The sequence below is a fragment of the Pseudomonas idahonensis genome, from assembly GCF_037903935.1.
Lineage (GTDB): Bacteria > Pseudomonadota > Gammaproteobacteria > Pseudomonadales > Pseudomonadaceae > Aquipseudomonas > Aquipseudomonas danubii.
Genome location: NZ_CP149586.1, coordinates 6326912 through 6341950 on the forward strand (window position 1 = coordinate 6326912; position 15039 = coordinate 6341950).

Annotated in this window: 13 protein-coding genes; 5 read left to right on the forward strand and 8 right to left on the reverse strand. The window is 61.6% G+C overall.

Annotation, left to right across the window (positions count from 1 at the left end; all coding sequences use genetic code 11):
* Positions 1–14 precede the first annotated feature (14 nt).
* The gene (locus WIN67_RS28650; protein WP_339070353.1) at positions 15–2138 is read right to left on the reverse strand and encodes a putative bifunctional diguanylate cyclase/phosphodiesterase; all 2124 of its coding nucleotides are present in this window, start codon (positions 2136–2138) and stop codon (positions 15–17) included.
* A gap of 319 nt (positions 2139–2457) precedes the next feature.
* Between WIN67_RS28650 and WIN67_RS28655 the strand changes: the two genes are divergently transcribed.
* The gene (locus WIN67_RS28655) at positions 2458–3129 is read left to right on the forward strand and encodes a polysaccharide lyase family 7 protein (protein ID WP_102881131.1); all 672 of its coding nucleotides are present in this window, start codon (positions 2458–2460) and stop codon (positions 3127–3129) included.
* Positions 3130–3202: 73 nt separating this feature from the next.
* Here the strand turns inward: WIN67_RS28655 and fba are convergent, their stop codons facing one another.
* The 6 genes from fba to tkt all read right to left on the reverse strand — a co-directional run bounded on the left by fba (position 3203) and on the right by tkt (position 9536).
* Entirely contained in the window at positions 3203–4267 is a 1065-nt protein-coding gene (gene fba, locus WIN67_RS28660; RefSeq protein ID WP_003229012.1) for a class II fructose-bisphosphate aldolase, read from the reverse strand.
* Positions 4268–4476: 209 nt separating this feature from the next.
* On the reverse strand, positions 4477–4806 hold the full coding sequence (locus tag WIN67_RS28665) for an MliC family protein (RefSeq protein ID WP_102862033.1): 330 nt from the start codon (positions 4804–4806) through the stop codon (positions 4477–4479).
* Between the two features lie 60 nt (positions 4807–4866).
* Entirely contained in the window at positions 4867–5088 is a 222-nt protein-coding gene (locus tag WIN67_RS28670) for a hypothetical protein (RefSeq protein ID WP_102881132.1), read from the reverse strand.
* 32 nt (positions 5089–5120) lie between these two features.
* Positions 5121–6284, reverse strand: a complete 1164-nt coding sequence (locus tag WIN67_RS28675) for a phosphoglycerate kinase (RefSeq protein WP_102862035.1) — start codon at positions 6282–6284, stop codon at positions 5121–5123.
* A gap of 17 nt (positions 6285–6301) precedes the next feature.
* Entirely contained in the window at positions 6302–7381 is a 1080-nt protein-coding gene (epd, locus tag WIN67_RS28680) for an erythrose-4-phosphate dehydrogenase (RefSeq protein ID WP_102862036.1), read from the reverse strand.
* 157 nt (positions 7382–7538) lie between these two features.
* Entirely contained in the window at positions 7539–9536 is a 1998-nt protein-coding gene (gene tkt / locus WIN67_RS28685; protein ID WP_102862037.1) for a transketolase, read from the reverse strand.
* Between the two features lie 259 nt (positions 9537–9795).
* Here tkt and WIN67_RS28690 point away from each other — a divergent pair, with 259 nt between their 5' ends.
* The 4 genes from WIN67_RS28690 to WIN67_RS28705 all read left to right on the forward strand — a co-directional run bounded on the left by WIN67_RS28690 (position 9796) and on the right by WIN67_RS28705 (position 14420).
* Positions 9796–10791, forward strand: coding sequence for a metalloregulator ArsR/SmtB family transcription factor (locus tag WIN67_RS28690; RefSeq protein ID WP_339070354.1), 996 nt, complete (start codon positions 9796–9798; stop codon positions 10789–10791).
* A 19-nt stretch (positions 10792–10810) separates the two neighbouring features.
* Complete coding sequence (gene metK, locus WIN67_RS28695; RefSeq protein ID WP_110594377.1) at positions 10811–12001, forward strand: methionine adenosyltransferase; 1191 nt, start codon at positions 10811–10813, stop codon at positions 11999–12001.
* 216 nt (positions 12002–12217) lie between these two features.
* A complete protein-coding gene (gene ligB, locus WIN67_RS28700) occupies positions 12218–13900 on the forward strand; it encodes an NAD-dependent DNA ligase LigB (RefSeq protein WP_422394641.1) in 1683 nt (560 codons plus the stop codon).
* Positions 13901–14024: 124 nt separating this feature from the next.
* Positions 14025–14420 (forward strand): DUF1090 domain-containing protein, encoded by a 396-nt coding sequence (locus tag WIN67_RS28705; protein ID WP_102862041.1) that lies wholly within the window; start codon positions 14025–14027, stop codon positions 14418–14420.
* 67 nt (positions 14421–14487) lie between these two features.
* Here WIN67_RS28705 and WIN67_RS28710 read toward each other — a convergent pair whose 3' ends face one another.
* Positions 14488–14937 carry a c-type cytochrome gene (locus WIN67_RS28710; protein WP_025131121.1) on the reverse strand — a complete coding sequence of 150 codons (450 nt, stop codon included), beginning with the start codon at positions 14935–14937 and terminating at the stop codon, positions 14488–14490.
* Positions 14938–15039 lie beyond the last annotated feature (102 nt).

The following is a 15039-nucleotide window of genomic DNA, read 5'->3' on the forward strand; positions in this document are numbered from 1 at the left end:
CCAGTGTAGCGAATTCAGGCCGGCAACGCGCTCCAGTCAAAAGGCTGGGCAAACTGACTGGCACTGCTGGCAGTCAGGGGGCGCGCCACCAGGAAACCCTGCACGTATTCACAACCATTGGCCTTGAGCCACTCGTATTGCTCGAGGGTTTCCACGCCTTCGGCAATCACCAGCAGGCCGAACTGTTTGCACAGGTCGATCACACTGCGGGCGATGGCGGCATCTCGCGGCGAAGTCAGCAGGCGAGCGATCAGGTGCCGGTCAAGCTTGAGGGTGTCCAACTGCAGGTCACGCAGGTACGCCAGACAGCAGCTGCCTGATCCGAAATCGTCCAGGGCCACCCGCACCCCCAGCTCATGCAACTGCTGCAACTGCTTGCGGGTCTCGTCGAGGTTCTGGGTCAGTGCCGCCTCGGTCACCTCCACCTCAAGCTGACGAGGCTGCAGGCCATGGCGCAACAACACCTGGCGCAGTTCGGTTGCCAGGTTGGGCATGCCGAACTGGGTAGCGCTGAGGCTGACACCCAGCACCAGGTCCGGGCTGAATACCTGTTCCCAATCCTTGCGCTGAGCGGCGCCCTGTTGATAGATCCAACTGCCCAGGCGGCTGATCAACCGCGCCTCTTCCAACAACGGCAGAAACAGCCCGGGCGGTACATCGCCGACACTCGGGTGCCGCCAGCGCAGCAACGCCTCGAACCCTCGCAAGCGGCCATCGGCAATGGCCACCTGGGGCTGATACACCAGGGTGAACTCCTTGCGCTCCACCGCGCTGCGCACGCTTTCTTCGAGCATCAGCCGGGACCGGGCACGGCCGTTCATTTCATGGTCGTAGTAACGGTACTGCTGACGGCCGGCACGCTTGGCCTCGTACATGGCGATATCCGCCGCGCGCAACAGGCCATCCAGATTGGAACCGCAGTCAGGGTAGATGGCGATGCCAATGCTGGCCCCCAGCACCACCTCCATGCCATCGATCTGCTGGCTGATGGACAGGCGTTCGATCAGTTTTTCGGCGATTTTTGCCGCCTGCTCCGGGAAGCTCAGCTCCAGCAGGGCCGTGAACTCGTCGCCGCCCATGCGCCCGAGAATGTCGAACGAATGCAGGCACTCCTTCAACTGCTCGGAGACCCAGCGCAACACCCGGTCACCGGCATCGTGCCCCAGGGAGTCGTTGACTCGTTTGAAGCCGTCCAGGTCCAGGTAGAGCAGGACCAGAGACTTTCCCGAGCGATCGCTGCGCAGCAGGATGTTCTCCACGGTCTGATAGAAACCACGCCGGTTGAGCAGGCCCGTCAGCGGATCGGTAACGGCCTGGTACTCCAGCTGTTGATGCAGGTGTCGAACCTCGGACATGTCCAGCAAGGTCACCACCATGGCCTTCTGTTCGCTGGGCAGGGGCGCGCAGGACAGAGCCACGCAGATCTGCTGACCAGGGACGGTACACAACAGGGCGTCATGCAGACGATAGGTCTCGCCCCTGCGGTAGCAGGCGTAGAGTTCGGATTCGTTCCAGTCGGGGACGTGGGGCTTTTGCAGGTAATCGAGGAAGGGCGAGCCCTCCAGATCTTGCACCTGGGCATTGAGCAAGCGCGAGACCGCTGGATTGGCGAAGCGCACATGGCCGCCTTCGTCCACCACCAGGATGCCTTCGGCGGCGTTGTCCAACACCGCGGCGTTGAACGCTCGCGCCACCTCCAGATCATGACTGAGGTGCTGCAGGGCTCGGCGGTTGCGCTGTTGCTCCAGCAAAGCCTGGACCTTGGGCTTGAGGATCTGCGGGTCGAAGGGTTTGAACAGGTAGTCCACCGCGCCACTGGCGTAGCCCTTGATCACGGCATCCTGGGACTGCTCGTTCGCGGTGAGGAAGATGATCGGTGTCAGCCGGGTACGCTGGCTGCCGCGCATCAGTCGAGCCACCTCAAAACCATCCATGCCGGGCATCTGCACATCCAGCAGCACCAGATCCACCTCATGCTCGAGCAACAGGCCCAAGGCCTCGACACCGGAGGCAGCGGTCATCACCCGCCAGTCCTGGCGCTGCAACAGAGCACGCATGCTTAGGAGATTTTCAGGATAGTCATCAACGATCAGAAGAGTGGAGTGGCCTTCGGCCACCTCCGGATGCACGCATTCCATGCTGCTTCTCTTGCCTGTAATAAGACTGAGCGGGTGAGAAAACCTGGCTAAAACTGTGGACTCACTCTAGACCCGGATCTTGAAAAGCAGAAGCCGCCATCACGTCATCGCTCCGCCAATGGCGCCGACTCCCGACTAACGGTCACAGTTGTGCAGCATAAAAACCGGGAAGGATGGCATTTCGATATTTTGCTGACGTCAGATATCCGCCGTACGGACCTCGCCCGGCATCCGTTCTGCGTTATAAAGACGCCCGAAGAAGCGCAGGCTAAAGCCCTCGGCGACCTGCACCAGACCTTTCCTTGCGGAACCTCTCACCATGATCGATCTGGCAACCTGGAACCTCAGCGTTCCCGTCGGCAGCCCACCGGCAACCATTGACACCCCCACCCTGGTCAAAGGCTTCAAGGACCAGTACTTCCACTCCGATAGCGGCACCCTGTTCTTCTGGTCGCCGGTGACCGGATCAAAAACCGAGAACGCCATCTACCCGCGCACCGAGCTGCGGGAAACCTATTCCAACGGCACCCTGCGCAACTGGACCTATCCCGAGGCCGACAACCTGTTGTACGCCACCCTGGCAGTGAAGCAGGTGCCCTCGTCGGGCAAGATCGTCGTCGGCCAGATCCATGCCTACAACAGCACCAAGCCCCTGGTGAAAGTGGAGTACCAGTACAAGACCAGCCAGGGCAGCGGCAATGTCGTGGCCAAGGTGCGCATGCGCCCGGATGACGACGAAGGCCGGGTCATCACCGTCGCCAGGAACGTGCCCATGGATCGGGAGTTTTCCTACCTGATCCACCTGAGCCCCGGTGGTGCCCTGGGGATCAGTGCTGCGGGCTATCAATGGGATGGCCAGCTGAGCGCCACCTGGCGCGACAAGCCGCTGTATTTCAAGGCTGGCGTTTACGTCCAGGACAACAGCGGCTACACCAGCGAGGGCGGCAAGGTGACCTTCTCCAAGCTGGATATCGACCACAACAAAATCTAACCCCGTCTCTGTGCAGGAATCCCAGGCACAAAAAAGCCCGCATCGCTGCGGGCTTTCCGGATGACGCTAAGGCTTAGTTGACCTTGGCGTTCAGCTCACCCTTGAGGTAGCGCTGGAACATTGCTTCCAGGGAGATCGGCTTGATCTTCGAAGCGTTGCCGGCAGTGCCGAAGGCTTCGTAACGGGCGATGCACACGTCGCGCATGGCGGTCACGGTGGCCCCGAAGAACTTGCGTGGATCGAACTCGCTCGGGTTGGTGGCCATCAGGCGACGCATGGCACCGGTGGACGCCAGGCGCAGGTCGGTATCGATGTTGACCTTGCGCACGCCGTACTTGATGCCTTCGACGATTTCTTCAACCGGCACGCCGTAGGTTTCTTTGATGTCGCCGCCGTACTGGTTGATGATCGCCAGCCACTCCTGCGGAACCGACGAAGAACCGTGCATCACCAAGTGGGTGTTGGGGATGCGCTTGTGGATTTCCTTGATGCGGTCGATGGCCAGCACGTCGCCGGTAGGCGGCTTGGTGAACTTGTAGGCACCGTGGCTGGTGCCGATGGCGATGGCCAGGGCGTCGACCTGGGTCTTCTTGACGAAGTCCGCAGCCTCTTCCGGATCGGTCAGCATCTGGCTGTGGTCCAGCACGCCTTCGGCACCGATGCCATCTTCTTCACCGGCCATGCCGGTTTCCAGGGAACCCAGGCAGCCCAGCTCGCCTTCTACCGACACGCCGCAGGCGTGGGCCATGGCCACGGTCTGCTGGGTGACGCGCACGTTGTATTCATAATCGGTCGGCGTCTTGCCGTCTTCGCCCAGGGAGCCGTCCATCATGACCGAGGAAAAGCCCAGCTGGATCGAGCGCTGGCAGACGTCAGGGCTGGTGCCGTGGTCCTGGTGCATGCACACCGGGATATGCGGGAACTCTTCGATCGCCGCCAGGATCAGGTGACGCAGGAACGGCGCACCGGCGTACTTGCGCGCACCGGCGGACGCCTGAACGATCACCGGGGAGTCAGTCTTGTCAGCGGCTTCCATGATGGCGCGCATCTGCTCAAGGTTGTTGACGTTGAAGGCTGGAACGCCGTAGCCGAACTCGGCTGCGTGGTCCAGCATCTGGCGCATGCTGATGAGTGCCATTGTGTGTGTCTCTCCCGGTCGAGGGTCGTTAATCGTGCAAGCCTGCCGTAGCGGCGACTGCTATTCAAGTGATTGCAGATCGGGGGTCAGCCCGCCCTGTTGTATCCGTTAAAACCAAATCTCTACAGCCCTTCAGGAACCAGTTCGCCGGTAAAGGGGCCCTTGACCTTGCACAGGCCTGGACGCCGCCTTGGCTGGCAAGCCAGCTCCTACTGGGCCTTGCAGCCGCGGCCGATCAAGTCATTGGTGGCGACCCAGTAAACCAGGCCCTCTTCACCCTTGACGTGAAACGCCAGCATGTCATCGCTGTACAGCGAACCCGAACCACTGGGCTCAAGCTTAAGGCGCCGAACCTGATCGTCGCCCCCCAGGCGCACGTCGACCGCCTTGCGGCTGTCGTCGGTGTAGCGCCAAAGCACTTGTGCCTGGCTGTCACACACCCAGGTCGTCCAGTTGTCGGGAGCCGGCGACTTGAGCAGGTTCAGGTTGGCGCACCCTGCCAGCAAGCCCAGCATCGCCACGGCGATCAAACCTTTCATCGATGTTCCTCGGCTGACAGCCCACAGGCCCCAGCGCGTTGCGTTATCCAATCCGACCCGTCAAGGGCAGCCCTGTTCCCTGGTCTTTGACGGTGTCTCGTACTTCTCCAGGCCCTCTGGGCCCAGACGCTTGTTAATCACCGGCGCCGTTTCGGCCTGCCAATCGGCCTGATAGCAGCCTTTGTCCGGCTCACCGGCCTCATCGGCCGATTTTGCCTGGGGAGTGCCGGAGCACCCCGCCAGCAAAGCCGCGGCGATCAACAGTGGCAATGTCTTGACCATCAGAACACTCCTTTGCCCGGCCAACGGGAATCTCAGGCCTTGGCCCGGGCTTCCAGGACTTCAACCGCCGGCAGTACCTTGCCCTCGACGAACTCGAGGAAAGCGCCGCCACCGGTAGAAATGTAGGAGATCTGCTGGGCCACGCCATACTTGTCGATGGCCGCCAGGGTGTCGCCACCGCCAGCAATGGAGAACGCGGCGCTGTCGGCGATGGCCTGGGCCAGCACTTGGGTGCCGTTGCCGAACTGGTCGAATTCGAACACGCCTACAGGACCGTTCCAGAGGATGGTCTTGGAGGATTTCAGCAGCTCGGCGAACTGCGCGGCAGTCTGTGGACCGATGTCGAGGATCATGTCGTCAGCGGCAACATCAGCGATCAGCTTGACGGTAGCTTCGGCGCTTTCGGCGAACTCCTTGGCCACGACCACGTCCACCGGCAGCGGTACGCTGACCTTGGCGGCGATGGCTCGGGCGGTGTCCAAGAGGTCCGGCTCGTACAACGACTTGCCCACCGGATGCCCGGCAGCGGCCAGGAAGGTGTTGGCGATGCCGCCACCGACGATCAACTGGTCGCAGATCTGGCTCAGGCTGTTGAGCACATCCAGCTTGGTGGACACCTTGGAACCGGCAACGATGGCCGCCATCGGCTTGGCCGGGTTGCCCAGGGCCTTGCCCAGCGCCTCCAGCTCAGCAGCCAGCAGGGGACCTGCAGCGGCTACTTTGGCGAACTTGGCCACGCCATGGGTCGAACCCTCGGCGCGGTGCGCGGTGCCGAAAGCATCCATCACGAACACGTCGCACAGGGCAGCGTATTGCTGGGCCAGTTCGTCGGCGTTCTTTTTCTCGCCCTTGTTGAAGCGCACGTTTTCGAACAGCACGATGTCGCCGGCCTTGACCTCGACACCACCCAGGTAGTCGGCCACCAGTGGCACTTCACGGCCCAGGGCGCGGCTCAGGTAATCGGCTACCGGCTTGAGGCTGTTCTCGGCAGAGAACTCGCCTTCGGTCGGGCGGCCCAGGTGCGAGCAGACCATCACCGCCGCGCCTTTTTCCAAGGCCAGCTTGATGGTCGGCAGCGAAGCCAGGATCCGCGCATCGCTGGTGACAACACCGTCCTTGACTGGGACGTTGAGGTCTTCGCGGATCAGTACGCGCTTACCTTGCAGATCGAGGTCGGTCATCTTCAACACGGTCATGGGTCGCAATTCCTGGGTTACTGTTGTTCAGAAACAGAGAGTTTAGAGTCAGAGCGTGGAGTGGCTGTTTGCAGGTAGTGCCCAGCAACATCCAGCATCCGGTTGGCAAAGCCCCATTCGTTGTCGAACCAGGCCAGGATGTTCACCAGCCGGGGGCCGGAAACGCGAGTCTGACTGGCATCGACGATCGCCGAATGGGGATCATGATTGAAATCACAGCTGGCGTGAGGCAACTCGGTATAGGCCAGCAAGCCCTTGAGCGGACCGCTGGTGGCGGCCTCGCGCAGAATCCGGTTGACCTCGGTGGCGTCGGTATCGCTCACGGTCTGCATGGTGATATCCAGGCAGGACACATTGACCGTCGGCACTCGCACAGCTTTGGCCTGAATTCGCCCGGCAAGTTCCGGCAACAAGCGCTCGATACCACGCGCCAGACCAGTGGACACCGGGATCACCGACTGGAACGCCGAACGGGTCCGACGCAGATCCTCGTGGTGATAGGCGTCGATCACCGGCTGGTCGTTCATCGCCGAGTGAATGGTGGTGATCGACACGTACTCCAGGCCGATGGCCTGATCCAGCAGGCGCAACAGCGGCACACCACAGTTGGTGGTGCAGGAGGCGTTGGAGACCAGCAGCTCGGCGCCGGTCAGACACTCCTGGTTGACCCCGTAAACGATGGTCGCGTCGACATCCGCCTCGCTGGCCATCGGCTGGGAGAACAGCACCCGTGGCGCGCCGGCGTCGAGGAAACGCTGGCCGTCTGCCCGGGTGTGGTAGGCACCGGAGCATTCCAGCACCAGATCGACGTCCAGGGACGCCCAATCGATGCCTTCAGGCGTGGCACTGCGCAGCACTTTCACGCAGTTGCCATTGATATGCAGACAGTCGCCATCGACCTTCACCTCGCCGGGAAACCGGCCGTGGGTCGAGTCGAAGCGTGTCAGGTATTCAACACTGGCCATGTCGGCCAGATCGTTGATGGCGACGATCTCGAATCCAGCCGCAGCCCCCCGCTCGAACAGAGCACGCAAGACGCAACGACCAACCCGGCCGTAGCCGTTGAGTGCAACTTTATAGGGACGCGATTGAGGCATGGGGTTCTCGATCAGGCACAGGCAGACGAACTTGTTATACGCACCCCATCGCAGGAGCTGGCTTGCCAGCGATCAGCGGCGTGTCAGGCAGGCCGCGAATCGCTGGCAAGCCAGCGCCTACAAAGGGATCGCGGTGGCTGGGCCACCGCGTGCTTTTTTAGTCTTCCAGCAGCTCTTCGGCCTGGCCCAGGATGTTGTCCAGGGTGAAACCGAACTCTTCGAACAAGGCCGGCGCAGGCGCCGACTCGCCGTAGGTGGTCATGCCGATCACCCGGCCTTCCAGACCCACGTACTTGTACCAGAAGTCGGCGTGAGCAGCTTCGATGGCGATCCGCGCGCTGACCTGCAACGGCAGAACCGATTGCTTGTAGCCCGCGTCCTGAGCGTCGAACACGCTGGTGCACGGCATGGAAACCACGCGCACCTTGCGGCCCTGCTCAGTCAGCTTGTCGAAAGCCTGGACCGCCAGGCCCACTTCCGAACCGGTGGCAATCAGGATCAGCTCAGGCTCGCCTGCGCAGTCTTTCAACACGTAGCCACCGCGGCTGATGTCGGCGATCTGCCCGGCATCACGGGTTTGGTGCTGCAGGTTCTGGCGGGAGAAGATCAGCGCCGATGGGCCGTCCTTGCGCTCCAGGGCGTACTTCCAGGACACCGCCGATTCCACGGCATCGGCTGGGCGCCAGGTGTCGAGGTTCGGGGTGCTGCGCAGGCTGGTCAGTTGCTCGATCGGCTGGTGAGTCGGGCCGTCTTCGCCCAGACCGATGGAGTCGTGGGTGTAGACATGGATCACCCGCTGTTTCATCAGCGCCGACATGCGCACTGCGTTGCGTGCGTATTCCATGAACATCAGGAAGGTCGCGCCGTAAGGCACCAGGCCACCGTGCAAGGCAACGCCGTTCATGATGGCGGTCATGCCGAACTCGCGCACGCCGTAGTACATGTAGTTGCCGCTGGCGTCTTCAGCGCTGACGCCCTTGCAGCCTTTCCACAGGGTCAGGTTGGAGCCGGCCAGGTCAGCCGAGCCGCCGAGAAATTCAGGCAGCAGCGGGCCGAAGGCGTTCAGGGTGTTCTGGCTGGCTTTACGGCTGGCGATGGTTTCGCCCTTGGCCGCGACTTCAGCGATATAGGCATTGGCCTTCTCGGCAAAGTCCGCGGGCAGATCGCCCGCAAGGCGACGTACCAGTTCATTGGCTTCGGCAGGGAACGCAGCGGAGTAGGCCGCGAAGCGCTGATCCCACTCGGCTTCCACGGCGCGACCGGCTTCCTTGGCGTCCCACTCGGCGTAGATGTCGGCCGGGATTTCGAACGGGCCATGGTTCCACTTCAGTGCAGCGCGGGTCAGGGCGATTTCCTCGGCACCCAGTGGTGCGCCGTGGCAGTCTTCCTTGCCCTGCTTGTTCGGCGAACCGAAACCGATGGTGGTCTTGCAGCAGATCAGGGTCGGCAACGGGCTCTTGCGCGCGGTGTCGATGGCGGTCTTGATCTCTTCCGGATCGTGGCCGTCGACGTTGCGGATCACTTGCCAGTTGTAGGCTTCGAAACGCTTGGGCGTGTCGTCGGTGAACCAGCCTTCGACTTCACCGTCGATGGAGATGCCGTTGTCATCGTAGAAGGCGATCAGCTTGCCCAGGCCCAGGGTACCGGCCAGGGAGGCTACTTCGTGGGAAATGCCTTCCATCATGCAGCCATCACCCAGGAATACGTAGGTGTGGTGATCAACGATGTCGTGACCTGGACGGTTGAACTGCGCCGCCAGGACCTTTTCCGCCAGGGCGAAGCCCACGGCATTGGCCAGGCCCTGACCCAGTGGGCCAGTGGTGGTTTCCACACCCGGGGTATAGCCGAATTCCGGGTGGCCCGGAGTGCGGCTGTGCAGTTGGCGGAAGTTCTTCAGGTCATCGATCGACAGGTCGTAGCCGGTCAGGTGCAGCAGCGAGTAGATCAGCATCGAGCCGTGACCGTTGGACAGCACGAAGCGGTCACGGTCGGCGAAGGATGGATTGCTCGGGTTGTGCTTGAGGTAGTCACGCCAAAGTACTTCGGCGATATCCGCCATACCCATGGGGGCACCTGGATGGCCGCTGTTGGCTTTTTGCACGGCATCCATGCTGAGGGCACGAATGGCGTTGGCACGCTCACGACGGCTGGGCATCGCTGATCTCCTGAGGATTGAATAAAACGAAACGGAAAAAAGGCCTGCATTTTCCCTCAGGCGTCTGGCGGGGGCAATGACAGATAGTCACTCAGGCATGTTTTTCCCAAGGATAAGCACTCAATCCACTGGAGAAACCCGCTCGCCGTTCGTTGACAAGGCAACGAACGGCTCTGGCAAAGGCCCCTGCAACAGCAATATCAAAAAGTTTTGATATTGCTGTTGCAGGGCTTTGCAGGCACCTCTAGACTGCGCCCCTATGAACCTGCACGCACCCTCCATTGAGCATGACGATTGCGACGAACTGGCCGCCCTGTGCAAGGCCGGCGGCGATCCTCTGCGGCTCAATGTATTGCGCGCACTGAGCAACGACTCGTTCGGTGTACTGGAACTGGCTCAGATCTTCGCCATCGGCCAGTCCGGCATGAGTCACCATTTGAAGGTCCTGGCCCAGGCCAACCTGGTGGCGACCCGCCGTGAAGGCAATGCGATTTTCTATCGCCGCGCCCTGCCCCATACCGAACTCCTGGGGGGCAAGCTTCACGCAGCACTGCTGGACGAAGTGGACCAGGTGCGGCTGCCGGTGGATGTCCAGGGCCGGATCGGCCTGGTGCACCGGCAACGGGCCGCAGCCAGCCAAGATTTTTTTTCCCGGGTGGCGGAAAAATTCCGCGCCCAGCAGGACCTGATCGCAGGACTGCCCCAGTACCGCGACAGTGTTCTTGCGCTACTGGACCAGCTGAGTTTCAAGCCAATGGCCACGGCCATTGAAGTGGGTCCCGGTGACGGTGGATTTCTCCCTGAACTGGCCCGACGCTTTGCCCGGGTGACCGCTCTGGACAACAGTCCGGCAATGCTTGAACTGGCGCGCCAGCTGTGCGAGCGCGAAACATTGGCTAACGTCAGCCTGCAATTGGCCGATGCATTGGATGGCGTGCCACTGACGGCAGATTGCGTTGTGCTGAATATGGTCCTGCACCATTTCGCCGCACCGGCCGAAGCCCTCAAGCAGATGGCCCAATTGCTGCAACCAGGCGGTAGCCTGTTGGTAACAGACTTGTGCAGCCACAACCAGAGTTGGGCCAAAGAGGCTTGCGGCGACCTCTGGCTAGGGTTCGAACAAGATGATTTGGCTCGTTGGGCCACCGCTGCGGGACTGACTCCCGGGGAAAGTCTCTATATAGGCTTACGTAATGGTTTCCAGATCCAGGTCCGCCATTTTCAGCGACCGGCTGGCGACACTCACCATCGGTAAATTTTAGGAAACCGTCGAGATGAGCGAATACTCCCTTTTCACCTCCGAGTCCGTGTCTGAAGGGCATCCGGATAAAATCGCTGACCAGATTTCCGATGCGGTGCTGGACGCCATCATTGCCCAGGACAAGCATGCCCGCGTAGCGGTGGAAACCCTGGTCAAGACCGGTGTAGCCATCGTCGCCGGCGAAGTCACCACCAGCGCCTGGGTCGACCTGGAGCAGATCGTCCGTGACGTGATCTGCGACATCGGCTACACCAGCTCCGACGTCGGCTTCGACGGTGCCACCTGCGGCGTGATGAACATCATTGGCAAGCAGTCCCCCGACATCAACCAGGGCGTCGACCGGGCCAAGCCTGAAGATCAAGGTGCCGGCGACCAGGGTCTGATGTTCGGCTACGCCAGCAACGAAACCGCAGCGCTGATGCCGGCGCCGATTGCCTTCTCCCACCAACTGGTCCATCGCCAGGCTGAAGCCCGCAAATCGGGTCTGCTGCCATGGCTGCGCCCGGACGCCAAGTCCCAGGTCACCTGCCGCTATGAAAACGGCATCGTGGTCGGTATCGACGCCGTGGTGCTGTCGACCCAGCACAACCCGGAAGTGTCCTACAACGACCTGCGCGAAGGCGTGATGGAGCTGATCGTCAAGCACGTGCTGCCGGCCGAACTGCTGCACAAGGACACCCAGTTCCACATCAACCCGACCGGCCAGTTCATCATCGGTGGCCCGGTGGGCGACTGCGGCCTGACCGGTCGCAAGATCATCGTCGACAGCTACGGCGGCATGGCCCGTCACGGCGGTGGCGCGTTCTCCGGCAAGGACCCATCCAAGGTTGACCGTTCCGCCGCTTATGCCGGTCGCTATGTGGCCAAGAACATCGTTGCCGCCGGCCTGGCCGAGCGTTGCGAGATCCAGGTGTCCTACGCCATCGGCGTGGCGCAACCGACTTCGATCTCGCTGAACACCTTCGGCACCGGCAAGATCAGCGACGACAAGATCGTCAAGCTGGTCCGCGAGCACTTCGACCTGCGTCCTTACGCGATCACCACCATGCTCGACCTGCTACACCCGATGTACCAGGAAACCGCGGCCTACGGTCACTTCGGCCGTGCGCCACAAACCAAGACCGTGGGTGAGGACACCTTCACCACCTTCACTTGGGAAAAAACCGACCGCGCCGACGCCTTGCGCGCTGCTGCCGGCCTGTAAGCTTCACCTGGCAACATCCAAAGCCCCGTCCGGCACTCCCGGCGGGGCTTTTTTGTGGCTGAAGGTTTCCCTCCAAAGCCAGCCGACAACCGTCGATACAGGGCCCTGCGCCATTGACGACGAGTTTTGGCGCCCGATGAAACACCCGGCAAACACCTTCGTCCAAACCCACAGCCAATCCCCTCTAGCCTTTAGCGCATGCCCATCAGAGCAAGGATGCTCCCCATGCTGCCAAGACTCTTCCTGCTGCTTCTGGCCCTCATCGGTCAAGCCACCCAGGCCCAATGTCCCAACTGGCCAACGTCCCAGGCCGATCTGGAAATCACCGCCCTGCAACAACAGCTCAAGAACTGGGACACCCGCTACCACCGGCACGGCCAATCGCCTGTAGCCGACGAGCTATACGACCAGTCCCGTCAGCGCCTGGCTAACCTGCGGCAGTGCTTCCCACAGATTCCCGTGACTGCGGACCGGCCGCTGCTCAACGCCCGGGGCAGCATCCCCCACCCTATTGCTCACACCGGAGTGGAAAAACTCCCCGATGACAATGCCGTCCAGCTCTGGCTAAAAGGTCGCGAAGGTGTTTGGGCGCAACCCAAGATCGACGGCGTGGCCGTGACCCTGATCTACCGCCAGGGCCGCTTCCACCAGGCGTTAAGTCGGGGTGACGGCCTGCTGGGCCATGACTGGAGCGCCAGCGCCCGTCAGATCCCGGCCATTCCCAAACAATTGCCACAGCCCGTGGACCTGCTGCTGCAAGGGGAGCTGTATCAACGACTGGAGCAACACATCCAGTCCCGCGCGGGCAGCCTCAATGCTCGCAGCCGGGTCGCCGGATGGCTGGCACGCAAACACCTGTCAATGGCAGAAGCACAGCAGATCGGTCTGTTTGTCTGGGACTGGCCCCAAGGCCCCGCCATCTTGAGTGAACGCCTGGAGCAACTGGCGCAACTGGGTTTTCCCGAGGGCCGGGAATACAGCCGGCCCATCACCGGGTTCAGCGAAGCTCGGCAATGGCGGGAGCACTGGTACCGTTCCCCTCTGTCCTTCGCCAGCGACGGCATCATCCTGCGGCAGAGCCAGCGCCCGGCCGCCGAGCGCTGGCAGGCCAAAGCGCCGCACTGGATCGCCGCGTGGAAATATCCCTACGCCCAGGCCCTGGCCCATGTGCGTCAGGTGCGATTCCGCATCGGCCGCACCGGACGCATCACCCCTTTGCTGGATATCGAGCCTGTCACCCTCGACGACCGACAGATCCGTCGCGTCAGCGTCGGCTCGCTACAACGCTGGCGGGCACTGGATATAGCGCCCGGCGATCAGGTGGCCATCAGCCTTGCCGGATTGACCATTCCGCGTCTGGAGAGCGTGGTACTCAGGAGCCCGCAACGCCAGGCCATCCAGGCTCCGGCCCAGGAGGACTTTCATGGCTTGAGCTGCTGGCAGCCATCTCCCGGTTGCGAGAGTCAGTTTCTCGCGCGGCTGACCTGGCTCAGCAGCAAACAGGGCCTGGACCTGCAGAATATCGGCGAGCGAACCTGGAGCAGGCTGATTGAAACAGGGCGTATCAAAGGCCTGTTGGATTGGCTGACCCTGGATCAGGCGGAGCTTGCTAACATTGCCGGCTTCGGCAAGCGCAGCAGCTCTCGTTTACTCGAGAGCCTGCACCGGGCAAGACAGCAACCCTTCCCTCGCTGGCTGAAATCCCTGGGGCTGCCCCCCAGTGGCTCAGCTGACCTGAGCGGGCCATGGCAAACCCTGGCACTGAAAAGCAGCCAGGACTGGCAGGACGAGGCAGGAATAGGAGCGGAACGTGCCGCGCAACTGACGGCATTCTTTCGTGATCCACAGGTACTGGCCCTGCGTGCCACCTTGAGTGAAGCGGGTATCGAAGGTTTTTAATCCATCATCCTGGGGCGCAGGTTGAACCACCGAGGCGGGATTGGGCTCCAACACCCCACTCCCGATGCCAGCGTCAATATTTTAATTGGTTATTTTTTGATCTTTTTTCCACCTGGAGCCTTCCATGAAACTGTTTCCATCCCTCGCTGCCTTGACCCTGTGCAGCCTGATGAGCGCGCCCCTGCTGGCCGCCGAACAAGCTCCGCAACTGACCGGTTGTGCCGCCAAGCGCCAAGCGATCATGACCCAGATTGAACAAGCCAAGGCTCATGGCAACAGCAATCAGCAAGCCGGCCTGGAGCGCGCCCTGAGTGAAGTCAACGCCCACTGCACCGATGCCTCGCTGAAGAAGGATCGTGAAAACAAGGTGCTGGAAGCCAAGCACGAAGTCAGCCGGCGCCAGGCCGATCTGGAAAAAGCCATGAAGAAAGGCGACTCGGAGAAGATCAACAAGCGCAAAGACAAACTCGCCGAATCCCGCAAGGAACTGCAGCAAGCCCTGGACGAGCTGGACAAGTAAGCGGCGCTTGTCGTGGCGAGGGAGACTGCTCCCTCGCCAGCGCAAAACACCTTGTCAGAACCGCCACTCAGTGATTGCGGAATTCTTTGTGACAAGCACTGCAGACATCCTCGACCTTCTGCACTGCCGGCCCCAGGTTACTGGCCTTGTAAGGCTGGACCTGGCTGATGGTCACCAGTTCACCGGTGGCCGCCTCCAGGTTGCGTGCCAGCTCCTGGAATCGCGCCTGCTTGCGCCAGACGTCATCGGTGGCGCTGGTGTGATCTTCTTCCTTGACCTCGGGGAAGTGCTTCCAGGGTTCATGGGACAGGCTGTCGAGCTTGACCGCACCTTCGGCAAAACGCGCACCGTCGAAAGGAATCCGCCCACGCAGCATGCCCCCCAGGTCCTCGCCGGTCTTGAGCATCTGTTTGAAAATTGCCTTGCGCTGACCCAGGGGAGAGTTGGGATCGACACCGCCACAGGCGGAAAGCGTCAGGCAGGCCAGCAATACAACAGAAAGTCTTTTTAGCGTCATGGTGGCTTCAGGTCAGGTCACGGAAACGGCGGCCAGTATCCTCGCCTCCCCGGCAAACACCAATAGCCCTATTAACAATAGGGGTTGCCCACTGCCACCCAG

Coding starts and splice junctions, on each gene's coding strand:
- WIN67_RS28650 (WP_339070353.1), bottom strand. CDS start 2,138: ATGGAATGCGTGCATCCGGAGGTGGCCGAAGGCCACTCCACTCTTCTG.
- WIN67_RS28655 (WP_102881131.1), top strand. CDS start 2,458: ATGATCGATCTGGCAACCTGGAACCTCAGCGTTCCCGTCGGCAGCCCA.
- fba (WP_003229012.1), bottom strand. CDS start 4,267: ATGGCACTCATCAGCATGCGCCAGATGCTGGACCACGCAGCCGAGTTC.
- WIN67_RS28665 (WP_102862033.1), bottom strand. CDS start 4,806: ATGAAAGGTTTGATCGCCGTGGCGATGCTGGGCTTGCTGGCAGGGTGC.
- WIN67_RS28670 (WP_102881132.1), bottom strand. CDS start 5,088: ATGGTCAAGACATTGCCACTGTTGATCGCCGCGGCTTTGCTGGCGGGG.
- WIN67_RS28675 (WP_102862035.1), bottom strand. CDS start 6,284: ATGACCGTGTTGAAGATGACCGACCTCGATCTGCAAGGTAAGCGCGTA.
- epd (WP_102862036.1), bottom strand. CDS start 7,381: ATGCCTCAATCGCGTCCCTATAAAGTTGCACTCAACGGCTACGGCCGG.
- tkt (WP_102862037.1), bottom strand. CDS start 9,536: ATGCCCAGCCGTCGTGAGCGTGCCAACGCCATTCGTGCCCTCAGCATG.
- WIN67_RS28690 (WP_339070354.1), top strand. CDS start 9,796: ATGAACCTGCACGCACCCTCCATTGAGCATGACGATTGCGACGAACTG.
- metK (WP_110594377.1), top strand. CDS start 10,811: ATGAGCGAATACTCCCTTTTCACCTCCGAGTCCGTGTCTGAAGGGCAT.
- ligB (WP_422394641.1), top strand. CDS start 12,218: ATGCTCCCCATGCTGCCAAGACTCTTCCTGCTGCTTCTGGCCCTCATC.
- WIN67_RS28705 (WP_102862041.1), top strand. CDS start 14,025: ATGAAACTGTTTCCATCCCTCGCTGCCTTGACCCTGTGCAGCCTGATG.
- WIN67_RS28710 (WP_025131121.1), bottom strand. CDS start 14,937: ATGACGCTAAAAAGACTTTCTGTTGTATTGCTGGCCTGCCTGACGCTT.